The organism is Kitasatospora sp. NPDC088346, assembly GCF_044740765.1.
In the GTDB taxonomy this organism is placed as follows: domain Bacteria; phylum Actinomycetota; class Actinomycetes; order Streptomycetales; family Streptomycetaceae; genus Kitasatospora.
Window position 1 is genome coordinate 14207 of the sequence record NZ_JBIURH010000067.1, and the last position, 14700, is coordinate 28906.

At 73.9% G+C, this 14700-nt stretch carries 12 protein-coding genes; 9 read left to right on the top strand and 3 right to left on the bottom strand.

The window, feature by feature from the left end; translation table 11 throughout:
- Positions 1 to 134: 134 nt before the first annotated feature.
- Together ACIOFR_RS38205 and ACIOFR_RS38210 are read right to left on the bottom strand one after the other, a co-directional pair.
- On the bottom strand, positions 135 to 308 hold the full coding sequence (locus ACIOFR_RS38205) for a hypothetical protein (RefSeq protein WP_401004819.1): 174 nt from the start codon (positions 306 to 308) through the stop codon (positions 135 to 137).
- A gap of 184 nt (positions 309 to 492) precedes the next feature.
- Positions 493 to 678, bottom strand: a complete 186-nt coding sequence (locus ACIOFR_RS38210) for a hypothetical protein (protein ID WP_401004821.1) — start codon at positions 676 to 678, stop codon at positions 493 to 495.
- Positions 679 to 1182: 504 nt separating this feature from the next.
- On the opposite strand from ACIOFR_RS38210, the gene ACIOFR_RS38215 reads away from it, so the two are divergent.
- The 9 genes from ACIOFR_RS38215 to ACIOFR_RS38255 all read left to right on the top strand — a co-directional run bounded on the left by ACIOFR_RS38215 (position 1183) and on the right by ACIOFR_RS38255 (position 10940).
- The gene (locus ACIOFR_RS38215; protein ID WP_401004823.1) at positions 1183 to 1914 is read left to right on the top strand and encodes a GntR family transcriptional regulator; all 732 of its coding nucleotides are present in this window, start codon (positions 1183 to 1185) and stop codon (positions 1912 to 1914) included.
- A 266-nt stretch (positions 1915 to 2180) separates the two neighbouring features.
- Positions 2181 to 2426, top strand: coding sequence for a hypothetical protein (locus ACIOFR_RS38220; protein ID WP_401004825.1), 246 nt, complete (start codon positions 2181 to 2183; stop codon positions 2424 to 2426).
- The gene (locus ACIOFR_RS38225) at positions 2423 to 4159 is read left to right on the top strand and encodes a hypothetical protein (protein WP_401004827.1); all 1737 of its coding nucleotides are present in this window, start codon (positions 2423 to 2425) and stop codon (positions 4157 to 4159) included. The genes ACIOFR_RS38220 and ACIOFR_RS38225 overlap by 4 nt, the downstream gene beginning before the upstream one ends.
- Positions 4160 to 4356: 197 nt before the next feature.
- Complete coding sequence (gene tap / locus ACIOFR_RS38230) at positions 4357 to 6849, top strand: telomere-associated protein Tap (RefSeq protein WP_401004829.1); 2493 nt, start codon at positions 4357 to 4359, stop codon at positions 6847 to 6849.
- 93 nt (positions 6850 to 6942) lie between these two features.
- Positions 6943 to 7485 (top strand): telomere-protecting terminal protein Tpg, encoded by a 543-nt coding sequence (tpg, locus tag ACIOFR_RS38235; RefSeq protein WP_401004830.1) that lies wholly within the window; start codon positions 6943 to 6945, stop codon positions 7483 to 7485.
- Positions 7486 to 7730: 245 nt separating this feature from the next.
- The gene (locus ACIOFR_RS38240; RefSeq protein ID WP_401004832.1) at positions 7731 to 8120 is read left to right on the top strand and encodes a hypothetical protein; all 390 of its coding nucleotides are present in this window, start codon (positions 7731 to 7733) and stop codon (positions 8118 to 8120) included.
- Between the two features lie 91 nt (positions 8121 to 8211).
- Positions 8212 to 8634, top strand: a complete 423-nt coding sequence (locus ACIOFR_RS38245; protein WP_401004833.1) for a DUF3307 domain-containing protein — start codon at positions 8212 to 8214, stop codon at positions 8632 to 8634.
- Positions 8631 to 9302: a hypothetical protein gene (locus ACIOFR_RS38250; RefSeq protein ID WP_401004835.1), complete on the top strand. Its 672-nt coding sequence runs from the start codon at positions 8631 to 8633 to the stop codon at positions 9300 to 9302. The genes ACIOFR_RS38245 and ACIOFR_RS38250 overlap by 4 nt, the downstream gene beginning before the upstream one ends.
- A 564-nt stretch (positions 9303 to 9866) precedes the next feature.
- Entirely contained in the window at positions 9867 to 10940 is a 1074-nt protein-coding gene (locus tag ACIOFR_RS38255; RefSeq protein ID WP_401004837.1) for a hypothetical protein, read from the top strand.
- Positions 10941 to 10971: 31 nt separating this feature from the next.
- Here the strand turns inward: ACIOFR_RS38255 and ACIOFR_RS38260 are convergent, their stop codons facing one another.
- Positions 10972 to 11259, bottom strand: coding sequence for a hypothetical protein (locus ACIOFR_RS38260; RefSeq protein WP_401004839.1), 288 nt, complete (start codon positions 11257 to 11259; stop codon positions 10972 to 10974).
- Positions 11260 to 14700: the final 3441 nt, after the last annotated feature.

The window sequence follows — 14700 nt, forward strand, 5'->3', positions numbered from 1 at the left end:
CCACGGGGTGTCCTCCTGGAGGGTCGGGGGGAGTGCAAGAGCGGTGCTACCGAACCGGCAACCGCCCGCACCGAAGCCGGGCGGGCGGTTGCCGAAGCGGTCACCCGGACGGCCGAAGCGGGCCGGGCGGGGGGTCAGCGCCGGGCGAAGCGACGCCGCCGGGCGGCGCGGGCGATCAGCAGCACCGCGCCGAAGGCGAGGCAGAAGATCCCGTAGCCGAGCGCCAGCCGGTCGTGGCGGGCGACGCCGGCGGCGACGCACGCCGCGCCGCCGAGGAACACGAGCAGGAGCAGAAGGCGGTCGCTCATCGCGCTCACCGCCCGGACCGGACGCGGCGCAGCGCCTCGTCCATGTCGGGGTCGGAGTCGCCGGTCGCGGGGACGGGGTCGCTGGTACGGTCGTTCATCGGTCCTCCAGTGATGTGGTCGGCCAAGCAAGCGGCCCCCCGGGCCCAGGCGTCGGTAGCGCCTGCGGGGGGCCGCTCGCGTTCGTTCAGGAGCAGGACGGGCGGTGCTGCGGGCACCGGCACTCCGGCCAGTTGCCCAGGCGCCAGGGCCACAGCCGCTCCTCCGCGCGCACCCGCACGGTCGTCTCGTACGTCCGGCCGCCGTCCCGGCTCACCCGAATGGTCAGCCGGTCGGGCCGCTGGGCGGCCCCGCTCTCCTCGGTGGTGCGCACGGGCGCTCCCTTCCTGGGCGTCGTTGCCCGGGGTCAGGTGGTGGTGCAGTGGCCGAGCGGCCACCGGCCGGCCCCGGCGAGCGGGACACGGCTGGATACAGCTCGGACGCGAGTGGCCCGCCCCCAGGAAGGCGGGCGGGCCCCTCGTCGCAAGATCATTTTTTGCTCTCCACCAACGACGGTGGTTCTCCGGCGCCGCCGCTGTGACCCGGAAGCGCATAGGACCAGAGCCGGTGGCAGACAAGTCGATGCCGGTACTCCGCGTGCCCTCCCGGAAACCGGCCTGCTGGCCGCGCTGGTCCGGGTCCTTTATTTGGGTGATCACAAGCAACGAACGGTTCGTCAGACCCGCCCCGGAGGAGCGTTCCTGACGCCGTGGCAACAATGTAGACCACTCTACCCCTCAAGCGCTAGTGCTAGCGCAGGTGCATTACTTGGGCTAGTCTCGTGGTGCACCACCACACCGACGAATGGGCCTAGCACCACACCAGAAGGGAGGGCGTTGTGTCCGAAAACGTGGGATATGAGGACATCGCGTCGCACTACCGGCGAAAGATCCAGGACGGCGAGCTCCAGCCGGGCGAGACCATGCCGTCGCAGCGGCAGGTCTGCGAGCAGTTCGGCGTCGCTGGGACGACCGCGAACCGGGCGTTCCGAGTGCTCAAGATGGAGGGCCTGACGATCGCCAAGGCTGGCGTCGGAACGATCGTCGCGGGCCCGACCAGCAACAACATCGCCTCGCGCGTCCAGACGTACGCGGCGACCGGCAGCGCCCTCGGCGGCGGCGAGTCCTCCCAGATCCTGGAGATCGGCACCATCGGGGCGGACGAGCTGGTGGCTCCGCGCCTCGACGTGGCTCCGGGCACGCCCGTTCACGTCCGCCGGCGGGTCGTGTCCAGGGGCGGCGTCCCGGTCCACCTCAGCAGCAGCTACTACCCGGCGTACGTGATCGCCGTGACCCCGGAGCTCACCGAGCCGGTGTCCACGGGCGGATCGCGCGAGCTGGCGGCCCAGCGGCTGGGCGTGGCTCAGGACGAGGTGCTGGAAGAGGTGACATCCCGCCTGGCGACCGAGGCGGAAAAGTCTGCGCTCGGACTTACCGCGGGGGACGTCGTCGTGACGCAGGTCGTCCGGACCGTGACGCTCATCGACGGCCGCGTGGTCGAGGTGGCCGTCAAGGTCGTTGGCGGATCCACGATCCTCCGCTGGACGTCGTCGCTGCGCCCCCAGGCGTGACAGGCAAGCAGCGGCCCGTCTCGATGTCGGGCGGGCCGCACGGCCTACGCTGCGGAAACCGGCCGGAACCTTCCGACCACAAGGCGTAGCCTCTCCACCACACACCCAAGATCAGGTCAGCAAGAAGCCCCTCATCCGTTTGGTGTCCGCAGTTAGCGCTACGGACTGGATTCGGGGCTCTAGCTCGACCGCTCCATTGGTCTACGGCCGAGTGTACCCAGGGCGTTCCCTGGCAGACACCGGTGCCGGGCCTGAAAGGCTCGAACATGCACTCCCGGTACACCCGGGCGGGCGGTTTTTCGCCCCTGTCCACCATCGGCCGTCACGGCTCCGCGGCTCTCGCCGGGCTGGAGTCGGCGGCCCTCTCCGCGATCCGGCTCCTCTGTCCACAGGCCGGATCCGCCACGGTCGGCCGCGTGATGACCACTCCGCCGCGCCGCACCGCGCGCCACCGCACCGTCCAGGCCGGGCTGCTCCTGGCGGTCTCCGCCGAAATCGAGGTGGCCCGGTGAGCCTGGAACCGATGATCTGGGTGCTGAGCGGCGACGCGCCGATCGCGGACCTGAAGGAGTTCGCCGTCCTGGCGACGATGTCGGAGACGGCGAGCCGGGACGGCTGCGGCACCTTCCAGTCCAAGGAGACCATCGCCGAGCGGACGACGCTGGACACCGAGTCGGTGAAGCGGGCGTGGCGGTCGCTGACGCGCCGGGGGCTCATCGCCAAGGGCGACCAGTCGCTGGCCCGTCACATCCGCGCCGACCGGCGCCCCGTGGTCTACGACCTGCTGATCCCCTACGACTGGTTTCCGAACATCGAGCGGACCAACCAGGAGCGGGCTCGGATGGGCCTCGACCCGCTGACTCCGAAGAACCGTCCGCCCATCGCCCCGGCGCCCGGCAAGACCGTCCGCTCCGACAAGGGCAAGCCCCGCGCCAGGAAGTCGGCCGACCTGGCCGGGGACGGATCCACTTCACGGGGGAACTCTGAGACCCCCCGTGAGGAGACCCCGGAACCGAGCCACGGGGGAACTACAAGTCGTCGACGGGGGAACTACAAGTCGTCCACGGGGGAACTACAAGAGCCCCAAACCAGTACCTCTAACCCAAGTACTGAACCGGCGACTCCTCCCGTCCCTCCGTCCATCCCTGACCCAGACGCGTGCGCGAGCGCGAACGCTGACAACCGGACGGACGGACGGACGGACGGCGGAGAGGTCGTCCAGGAGCAGCGGGAGCAGACCGGCGGACCGGTCGCGGGTGGCGGGGCGGCGGCTCCGGCTGCGCCGGTCGCGCCGCAGCCGGCTGGGGGTGGCGTCACCGGTGACGCCACCCCGGCGCGGGCCTCGGCGGCTCCGGCTGCGTCGGCGGGGGTGATGCTGCTGCTGTCGATCGGGGCGACCCATCCGGAGCTGCGGGTGTTCGGCCCGGCTCTGGCGGACCAGGGTGCGGAGCTGGACCTGCGCCTGGCGGCGGGCTGGCCGGTGGAGATGCTGCGGGCGATCCTGACCGCCCCGGGCAAGGACCCGGTGCGTGACGCCGCCTCGGTGATCGCCTGGCGCATCAAGCACCTGCCCGTGGCTCCGGCGGCCGTGCCCGCCGACGCGCCGGTGCTGCCGCAGCAGGCCCCGCGCACCGTCGCGCAGGAGCTCGGCCGCCGCACGGACCACGAGTGCCCGGGGCAGGACGGCCAGTGCGGCCGGCCGGTGAACGTCGCGGGCGAGCTGTGCCCGCGGTGCAAGACCCCGTGCTCTGCCGGCTGCGGCCGCTCGGCCAACCCGGCCCGGCTGGACGCGCTGTGCTCGGGGTGCGCCCGGCAGGCCGAGCAGGACGCGCTGCCCCGCTGCGCCGACGGCTGCGGACGGCCGGTCAACCCGGCCGACCCGGACGGCCGGTGCGTGCCGTGCGCCCAGGCGCTGACCGACGCGGAGCTGCCGCGCTGCGTGGCGTGCGGGAACAAGCCCGCCGTCCGCACGTCCGGCCACTGCGCCGACTGCCACCACGCCGCCAAGCAGCAGGAGGCGGCGGAGGCCGAGCTGGCGCGGGCGCAGGAGCACCTGGGCCTGCCCCGGCAGCAGGGCCCGGTGTTCGAGGGCGGGTGCCTGGAGGGCCTGGGCGGCTGCCGCCGGGCGGCCTCGCACCCGGACGGCCGGTGCGACGTCTGCCACGAAGCGTGGACGGCCTACCAGCAGCACCTGGACGAGTACGCCCCCGCGTACGCCCAGGAAGGGGCCTCAGCGCCGTTCTGACGGCCGATCACCGCCCGCCGGGTCCTGGCGGGCGGTGATCACCGCGAAGAGGCGCTCAGCGGCCCTGTGGGGCCCCGCCGGTCAAGATCGTTTGAGACGAAAGCGCCCAAGTGGGCACCCAATCGAGTGAGTTACATTCAAAAGTGCGATCCGGAAGTTACTTTCACGCTATGCTGGGGTGGAAAGGGGAGGTGACCATGTCCGACTCCGAGGACCTGTTCGCGGCGGTCGACGCGCTGCTGGAGCGGCCGAAGCCCGCCGACGACCTGCCGGTGCCCGCCGAGCGGGAGCGGCTGCGCAAGGCCGGCGACTTCACCCAGGAGGAGCTGGCGAAGACGCTGAAGACGCGACGGGAGACGATCGTGCGCTGGGAGGCGGGGTCGACCGACCCGCGCCCGCCCAAGCGCGGCGCCTACATCCGCCTGCTGGCGGCCCTGGCCCTGCGCCACGGCACGGTGGAGCCCACCGAGTGGCTGCGCCGCGCCCAGGCGGCGGGCCTGGCGCCCGCCGGGCTGCGGGCCCCGTCGGCCGCGCCGGCCACCGGGTACCGGGCTGCGGCCGACGTCCCGGAGGCGTTCGGCGGCCCCGCGGCGCAGGAGACGGCGCAGGAGACGGCGCAGGAGTCGGGTCAGGAGTCGGGTCAGGAGTCGGGTCAGGAGTCGGGTCAGGCGGTGGAGCTTGACCGCGACGCGGCGGGGGAGCTGGTCGCCGGGCCGCCGCAGCCGTGCGTGCGGTGCGGGCGGCCGACGCCGTACCGGGCGCAGGGCCGCCCGCTGCACATGGGCGGCTGGTGCACCGCCGCCGCCGGCTCGGGGCCGGCCCCGCAGCCGGTGGCGGCCGAGCAGGCCGCCGTGGTGGCGCCGGTCGCCGCGCCCCGCCAGGCGGCCCCCGCCCCCGTCTCGGCGGGCGCGCCGGTGCGTCGCGCGGCGTCGTCGCGTCCGGCCGCGTCCTCGCGGGCACGCAAGGCCCCGGCGAGGACGGCTGCGGCTGGCCCGGCCGACTGGGAGCAGGCGGCGGCGGCCCGGTTCTCCGCCGGCCCCCTCGCGGTCCTCGACGTCGCCCCGGAAGGCAAGTCGCTCGTCGCCTACCTCGCCGACGGCACGGTGGCGTCGACCGCCCCGGCCGCCCGCACCCTGGCCGCCGTGGTCGAGTGGGCGCTGGAGCAGCGGTTCGGCGCGCCCAGGCTGCACCGGCACGGCAAGGACGGCGACGCCCTGGTGGTGCTCACCGACGCCGCCCTCGCCGAGCTGGGCCTGCCGCGGATGGGCCGGGACGAGAAGACCGAGTTCGTGCCCCGCCTCGGCCAGCTCCCCAAGACGCACAAGTCGGTGAAGGCGCTGGAGAAGGCCGGCTGGCTGCTCACCCAGCGCGGGCTGGGCCCGTGGGCGCGGATCTACCGCACTCCCGAGGACGGCAAGCGGGTCTGTGTGCAGATGTGCATCCCCGCCTGGGGCGCTCTCGCGTCCGGCGGCTGGCAGATCCCCGATGGCCTCGCTCCGGCCGACCTGGCGCGGCTGCTGGGCACCTACGCGACCCGGGTCCTGACCCCGCGCGGCTCCACCGCCGTGTCCGGCCTGGAGCTGGTGACCGCGCTGCGCCCGCCGACCCGCGCGGTGCGCACCGAGGCCGGCTGGACGTCCGGCGCGGTGGAGGGCTCCCGCCCCAAGGACGCCTTCGACCCGGCACCGCCGGAGGTCCCGGACATGCACCCGCTCGCCCAGGACCGCGACGCCCACGGCGCCCTGGTCACCGAGGCGTGGGACTGGCACCGGGACCTGACCGACGCCGAGCAGGCGGCGCCGTTCGCGGTCGGCCTCGATGTGAACATGGCGTTCCTCGCCGCCGCCGGACGGCTGACCCTGCCGCTGTCCGGCCCGGTCCACGAACTGCACCCGGTTTTCGACCCGAAGGTGCCCGGGTCGTGGCTGGTGGACCTGTCCGGTGTCGACACGAACCCGCTGCTCCCGTCGCCCTTCTCGCCGGACGGCTCCCGGCCGATGGGACCGGCCTGGTACTCGACGGTGAAGGTCGCCTACGCCATCGAGCTGGGCGCCCGCCCGCAGCCGCTGGAGGGCTGGCTGCGGCACGAGTCGGGCCCGTACCTGGACCCGTGGCACAAGCGCCTGCGCCAGGCGTACCTGGACACGATGGCCGCGCTCGGCGTGCCGCTCACCCTCGCCGACACCGACCCGGTGGCCTTCCTCGAGGCGATGGCCGCCGTCAAGCAGGGCGACCCGGCGGAGGTCGCGGTGCTGACCGCGATCAAGCAGACCGCCAAGGGCGCCGTCGGCAAGATGCGCGAGCGCCCCCGCGGCCACGGCTACAAGCCCGGCGACCGGTGGGCGGCCCTGGAGCGCCCGACCTGGGACCCGCTGATGCGCGCCCTGATCATCGACACCGCCACCGTCAACCTCCACCGCAAGCTCCGCAAGATGGCCGCCGACACCGGCCTGCACGCCCTCGCGGTGCTCTCCGACTGCGCCGTGTTCGCCGCACCCGGCCCCGGCGCCCTGGACGTCCTCACCCGCGCCGACGGCACCCTCACCGCCTCACTGCGCCTCGGGGTGTCGCCGGGGATGGTCAAGTTCGAGGGCTCCCGGCCGATGGCCGAGATCGCCGAGCTGCTCGCCGACGGCGCGAACCCGGCCCGGCACATCAAGACCGGCGGAGCCGTCTCCGCCGACGAGTAGCACCGCGCGGCCCGCCGGCACCCGTCCGGCGGGCCGCCCGTACCCGACGAACCGCGAGCCCCCGGGACGGGGGCCGCCAGGAAGGAGAACGGCATGGGGGAGATCGACGAGGGCCTGGACCGGGCGGGGCGGACCCGGCAGATCCCGCAGGGCGCGCCGGCGCGGCTGCGGCACCTGCTGCGCGGCGCGAAGGGCAGCACGAAGGCGCTGGCGGCGGAGCTGGGCGTCTCGCAGCGCACCGTGCAGCGGTGGCTCAAGGGCGCCAGCGCGCCGAAGCCCGCCGCCGCGAAGGCGATCGAGCAGCGGGTGCGGGCCACCTGGCAGCCGCGGGTGCGCAAGCGGGTGCGCAAGCAGGCGGAGTCGGCGGGCTTCATGCTGCACGTCTCGGCCCGCTTCGGGTACACCGCGGCGGGCGGGTCGACCGACGACCCGCGCGAGCGGACGATCACCCAGCACATGCCCGGCGACGTCGCCCGGCGGCTGTACGAGGCCCGGGACGCCGGGGCGAGCGACGCCGAGCAGGAGCGCATCCTCGCCGACGGCCTGCGCGAGCACTACTTCCAGGACCGCGGCCGCCGGGCCGACGGCCTGGACGTCACGCTGGAGGACATCGCCTGGATGGACCTGGAGATCTGACCGCCCGGCCCGAGCGCCGGGCTGGGACAACGGGGTGGGACGTAGGACTGTCCCACCCCGTTTCTGCTGGTCGCAGCGCCGCACGCCCGGCCTGGGACAGGCGGCGCGCGAGCCTGCAGAGCGGCCGGCCCCGCCCCTGCCGTGGAACCCCGCAACGGGACCCGGACCTGACCCCTTGTCAGATCTGTACGCAGGTGCGTACATTAGAGACGTACGCAAACGCGTACACCAAGTCGGGAGGAACCATGATCGGCATCACGGACACCGAGAGCGGCTGGGCCGTCGATTTCACCGAGGAGGACGACCCGCAGGGCTGGCTGCGGCTGGCCCGTTCTGTCCACCTCGGAAGCGTGCTCGCCGCGCTGGGCGACCCGATGGTGTTCGCCGAGGTCAAGGCCGACGGCGACGACGCCGCCGCGCAGCTGCGCGCCGTGTCCTGGTTCCTGGAGCGGCTGACCCACCGCCAGGGCGCGCTGATCGTCGCGCTGAAGGAGCGCGGCACCAGCTGGACCGAGCTGGCGCGCCTCGTGGACCCCGAAGAGGACGACCCGAAGCGGCTGCGCTCGGCGATGCAGCGCAGGTACGACACGGCCCTGCGGCGCACCGGCCGGGTTGCGCCCGACTCCACCGACTGACCGCGTACGCACACGGGGCGGCCGTCATCCCGCGAAGAAGGCCGGCCGCCCCGCCACCACCCGACCCGTCACCAGACCGGAGGCACCGCCCATGATCCCGCACAACGCCGAGGCCGCCACCCTCGCGTTCATCGCGCTGTTCGTCGCGCACTTCGCCGGGGACTACCTCGCCCAGACCGACCACATGGCGACCCACAAGGCCGGGCCGGGCCTGCGGGGCTGGCTCGCCAACGCCGCGCACGTCGGCGCCCACCTGGCCGCGATGCTCGCCACCCTGGCCGTCGCCCGCCTCGCCCTCGGCTTCACCACCGGCACCTGGCCGACGGCGGCCGCGCTCGCCTGGGCGGCCGGCACCCACGGCCTGATCGACCGCCGCCGGGTCATCACCTGGTGGATGACCCGCACCGGCTCCTCCGGGTTCCTGGAGCGGGGCGGCGCGCCGCTGGTCGACCAGGCCGCCCACATCGTCGTCGGGCTGTTCCCGGCCGCCGTCCTGATCGGAGCGGCCGCGTGAACCGCCACCCCGACGCCGCCGCCCTCGCGGCCCTGGCCGCCGCCCACGGCCCCGCCCTCGCCCGCCTGCTGGGCGCCGAAGCGGCTGACATCAGCGCCGAGCTGTTCGCCGCGTTCCTCTTCGAGGCCGTCGAGGCCCTGCACCGGGCGGACCACCACGGCGAGGCCGAGGACCTGGAGGACGTCCTGGTCCTGCTGACCGACGCCGCTCTGGAGCCCGGCACCGCCCGCGCCCGCGCCCTCCTGGAGGCAGCCGACCACGCGCTGCGCACCGGCCTGCCCGCCATCCTCACCACCACCGGCCAGGCCGGGAAGGAGACCACCCCCGTGTCCGAGACCCCCGACGAGTTCGCGGCCGAGTACCCGACGCCCGACCAGGCCAAGTCCGACCTGCACGCCCACGAACAGCGCCTGGCCGACATCGAGGCCGGCGGCTGCCCGACCGACGACCGCATGGGCCGCTTCGGCTGGCTGTCCGTGCGCAAGGCGGTTCTGGGCGACCTCTCCGACGCCGCCCACGCCCTGGTCCACGCCTGGGACGAGCACGGCGACCCGGCCGCCGGCACCGCGGCGGAGGAGCTGGCCGAGCACTACCGGGCCCAGTACGACCGGGCCGACCGCGACCTGGAGGCCGCCCGCGCCGAGTTCACCGCCCGCACCGACCACTGACCGACCCCCACCCCGCGGCCCCGGGCCGGGCACCCGCCCGCCCCGGGGCCGCCGCCATGGACCGGGTCACGGCCCACCGGGCGCCCGCGTCACCTTCGTGCGGCCCCGGCCGACACCCGGATGCGGCCGCGCCCGGCCGCGACCCGAAACACCCAGCGGAGATGCAGTGCATTCCGCGCGGGATTTTCTCGCATTCTTCTCTGAATCATCCGCGCGAAAATACGTCCGAGCACCGCGCCCGCGCGTGAATTACCTGCCCGGCCGAACCTGATTCCCGGAGTGATTTCGGTCATCACTCCCGGCATGAATACAGCGGTGCGGGTGCAGTGCCCGGTGTTGGGGAGGGGACCGCCTACGTCCTGGCTGCAAACCCGATGGAGGAACTGCTGGCCGCCGGAGGGCATCGGCCGGCGGACCGCCCTCGCGCAGCGCCGGGCCCGGACAGTGCAGCACGCGCAGCGCGAAGTGCAGCGCGTTGCGCAGCAGCCGGTGCCGGCCCGCCCGGCTGCGGTCGAGGCCGGTCCGGGCCCGTAGGCGTCGCAGGCTCCGCCTACGATGCGGATCATGGTCAGTGATACCTCCGCGCGGAGGAGTGAGGACAAGCCGGAGCGCACGTGCCGGGGCTGCGGAAAGGAGCTGCCGCCCCACACCGGCCGCGGCCGGCCGAAGAAGTCGTGCAACCGGGCCTGCGAGTCGAAGGCATACCGGCGCACCGTCGCCGAGCGCCACCAGGACGCCGTGGCCGCCACCCTTGTTCCTCCTCGCGGAGGTAATGACGGCGGGCCCGACGGCGACCCGAAGCGGGGCGCCGCCCAGCGCCGGGAGTTCCTGGACCTGGCCGCCCGCGTGCAGCGCATCGCCCACACCTACCTGGATCGCCTGGACGCCACCGCCGCCGGGACCAGCGACGACGTACGCGCGGTGGAGGCGCTGCGCCTGCTGGAGACCAGCCTCGACGCCCTCACCGGCCGCATGCTGCGCCTGGGCGGCACCATCCGCTACGAGACGCTGCACGGATACGGCGACTGGGCGCCGGCCGCGGGGATGCCCGCCCGGCAGCAGGCCCCCGTCGAAGCGGCCGCACCGACCCTTGTTCCTCCTCGCGGAGGTAATGCGCCCGACCTTGCCGAGCCTGCCGCCGACCGGCCGCAGCCCGCTCCCGGCCCGGCGCCGGTCCCGTCCGGCGGAGCTGACCTCACTCCTCCGCGCGGAGGTATTCAGGACGGTCGCAGCCCGGCCCCGATACCTCCTCGCGGAGGAACAAGCGCCGCTGCACCCGCTGGACCGGCCGAGCCGGCTGCGCAGCCGGACCCGCTCGACCTGCTCCCGCTCGACCGGCGGGGCCTGGGCCCCACCACCTACTCCCGGCCGCTGCCGGAGATCGGCCCCGGCTGGGAGATCCGCGGCTGGGCCGACCAGAACAGCCTCGCCCTGGTCGCCCGCGACGACCGCCTGGTCGGCTGGACCGAGAACCGCAGCGGCGCAGGCTGGATCGCCTTCGTCGGCCTGGGTGAACCGCTCACCTACCTGGTCGACGCCCAGGACCGCCCCATCCAGCACCTGAGCGCCGGCCGCGCCGCCCAGAGCATCTCCCTGGCCCTGCGCCAGGACCCGACCCTCGACCCGACCCGCACCTGACCTGCACCGGTGAGTTCCGCACCACCGGAACTCACCGGCCCGTCGCGGCCGTGGCCTCGGCGGCCGCGCGCAGCCGGGCCGACGTCGCGGCCGCCGCCTCGCGGGTCACCACGTCCTGGCTGTCGGCCAGCAACCCGAGCAACTCCACCGCCGCGGTGAGCACCAGCACCGGCACCGCCGCCTCGCGCAGCAGCAGGAGCTGCTCGGCGGCGCGGTGGCTCGCGGACGTGGCGGGAGCCGCAGCGGGAGCCGCAGGGGGCAGCAGCGCGGTCAGCCCGGTGCCCAGGCGCCGCCGAGAATCGGTCGAGGGGTACGTCATGCCCGCACAACCTGCCCGGCCCCGCCCAGGTCACGCCCGGCGGCCGGGCCTGTCCAGGGGAAACGCCCCGCTGTCCAGGAGAAACGCGGCTCCCGCGGCCCTGTCCACCGCCGCCCGCACCGTGGCGCGGCCGGAGCCGGCTACCTGTGTCCAGCTGTGTCCAGCTGTGTCATGACACAGGCGTTTCCCCAAGTGGGAGCGTCGCGCGACACGGCTGTGTCACCTGTGTCCAGCTGTGTCCAGCCGGGTCCTGACGTGGGTCCTGGCCTGAGTCCTGACGTGGGTCCTGACGCAGGTCCTGACGCCGGTCCCCCGGGTCCAGCGGAAGACCGGCATACGTGCAGCTCAGAGCCCCATCCAAGGTCCCCGGAAATTCCGACATCCCTTCCTGTGGCCCCTTCTCCTGCTGTGGTGGTGGGTGGGCGGTGGTGTCGGGCGGGATCGGCGGCGCTGCGCTGGCTGGTGGTGGGCGCCTGCGGCTGGCCGACGGCGACGGCCAGGCCGTCGAGCACGCGGGCCCGGCGGCGCGGCCGGCCTTCCGGGCCGGAGTCTTGTCGGGTGCCTTGTGGACCACCTCTTGGGGTGCCTTGTGGACCACCTCTTCGGGTGTCTCGTGAGCACACCACCGCCCGGCCCGAACCGGCATCACCGCAGCTCAGGGCACCTGTGCGGCGGCCGGGAAATTCCGACAACCCCTTCTCTTTCCTGGTCTTTGGGTAGTTGTCGGTTGCAGTTGTCGGTTGGGGTTTGCGCCTGCGGCGTGCTGGTGGTTTCTGGTTGCGCCCCCCGGGACGGGTGGCGTCGGTGGCCGCCGGCCCGGCCGGGCACCGGTTGCTTCTGGAGGTTGCTTCTGGAGGTTGCTTCTGGAGGTTGCTACTGGAGGTTGCTACTGGAGGTTGCTACTCGGGGTTGCCCAAGCTCCGCCGTCCGGCCCGGCATCAGCCCTGCTCAGAGGCACTTTGTCCACTGTCCACCGGCGCCGACTACTTCTCCCTGGGCCCCTCCCGGGCCGGGCGAAGCCTCCGAGCAGCGGAGCAGGCGACGCGGCACCAGGTGGAGCGGGAGGACGACCACCTGCTGCGCGCGCCGACCCGGGGAGCCGGTTCTCTCCGCCGCCCGGCCGGGCGGACCGCCAAGCGGCCACAAGGCCGCCCCGGCCGCTGCGCAGCCGCCCGCCTGGCCCGAGGGCCCAGCGGGGGCCCAGCAGGGCCGCAGAGGCCGCCTGACGCCCCCTGCGTCCGCTGCCTCGGTCGCGGGCGGGCGGTGGTTGCGCCGAACCGGAGCCGCAGCGCTGCGCCGGTCCCCTCGGCGGCCCGGCCGGGCCGGACAACGACGACGACCAGGCCGCCGAGCACCGCCGCGCTGGGTCTCGTACGGGGTCTCGCTGGCCGTCTCGCTGGCGGTCTCGTACGGGGTCTCGCCCGGGGTCTCGTGCGGGGTCTCGCCACCTCGACCCGCCACCCGGCTGTTTCCGCAGCTCAGCCCCGGTTTTCGGGCGTTCTCACCGGCCCGACTTACCTCTGTGCGCCTGGTCCTGGTGGTGGGTGGTGGTGTGCGGGGTGGGGCGCGGTCGGTCTCGGGGCGGGCCGCTCACCGGCGCTCGGCCTCTTCCTTCGCGACCGCCTGGTGGCGGCCGCCGCGATCGAGCGGGAACGGGCGGCGCAGCCGAAGGCCGGCTCCGGCCGGGCCGGACGACGACGGCGGCCAGGCCGCCGAGCACCGCCGCGCCAGGTCTCGTTTGGCTGCTCGTTTGGCTGCTCGCTTAGGTGCTCGTTTACCCGCTCGTTTGGCTGCTCGTTTAGGGTTCTGTACCCGCGCCCGCCACCCGGCTGTTTCCGCAGCTCAGCCCCGGTTTTCGGGCGTTCTCACCGGCCCGACTTACCTCTGTGCGCCTGGTCCTGGTGGTGGGTGGTGGTGTGCGGGGTGGGGCGCGGTCGGTCTCGGGGCGGGCCGCTCACCGGCGCTCGGCCTCTCCTCCTGCGACCGCCTGGCGGCGGCCGCGGCGCGGTGGTGAAGGGGGCGGGCGGCGGCCCGGGGCCGGGCCCGGACCGGTTTCGTATCCGGTTTCGTTGATCAGCTTTCGGGGCCGGTTCCGGTTTCGTTGACGGTTTCGTATCTGGTTTCGTCTACAGACACCCCCGCCCCGCCGCCATCGTGGCATACCCGCAGGTCAGACCCGGTTAGTTCGCCCGGTCCAACTCCGACTTACCCCTGGGAGCCCCCGACCCGACCGACGAAGGAGAGGAGAGGGAGGGTGGTGGGCGGCGGCACCCGGTGTTCGGTGACGCTGCGCTGTGCTTGTTCTTCTTCTCCTCGACCGGGCGGCCGGCACCCACGGCCAACACCGCCGAGGCCCCGCGACCTCGAGCGGCTCCCGTCCCGCCGGACGACGGAGCCGACCCGGCCGGGCCGCCACCGCGTGCTGCGCCTGGACGACCCGGCCCCGGCCGTACCATCTCCCCGAAGGCGCACCGCACCCGCAACCGCCCGGCCGAGGGCACCTCGACCACTTGAACAGAGCTGTCACGACCCCCTGTCACACCCCCGCCAAAAAGGGCGCGACAGGGAGTGCTGTCGCGCCCTGTGACCTGCACGAACACCCCCCAACCCCCACCCCTCCGCCGGGCGCGACAGCCCCACCGGGACAGCACGCTTCCCGGACCCGCCGCCGAGAGGGCTCCAGGGGAAGAAGTCGGCGTGCTGTGCCCCCGCCCGCCCGCCCCTTGACCACCAGGTCAGCACCCGTGCCCGCCGACCCGGCGGCAGCGGTCGAAGGGGACTCGAAAGGGAACTCCAAAGGGAACTCCAAAGGGAACTCGAAAGGGAACCCCAAAGAGAACTCCAAAGGGGACTCCAAAGGGAACCGAATCCCCAGAATGCCCACAGGCTGTCCGGCGGGATTTTCTCACGCCGGATTCTGATACGCGGGACGACGGGAATTCTGGGTGAAAGTCAGCCGATTATCTGGGCCGTTTTCGAGGCGGCCCGGAGAGGCCAGCCGCCCAGGGGGGAGGCCACATCAGGCGGGATCTGCTGACGCTTAGAAGTGAAGCACTCTGACGGGCCGTCAGATCAGGGGTACCCCGCGCCCGAGAGGTCCAGATCACTCACCGGACCGATCCGCCCGTGCTGGCACTTCCCCGACCCCAGCCCCACGATGCCCGCACCCGAGCATCGTGCCGCACCCCTCCCTCCAGTCAGCCCGGCCGCAGGCCGCCCTTCCGTCAGCCAAAAACCCAGGCCAGCGAGTTGACCGGGCCTCAGCCAATCGGGCCGCTGGAGCGAAGCGGAGGCGAGCCCAGGCCGAGCGCGAAGCGCCGGCCGCGCCCGAGCGAAGCCGGGCGCCGGACACGCGCAGCGGGTCCAGCCGGGGCGGAACGCCCCGGCCCACCGCCGGAGGCGGTGGCCTCCGGAGGGCCGAAGGCCCGAGGGGACCCGCTG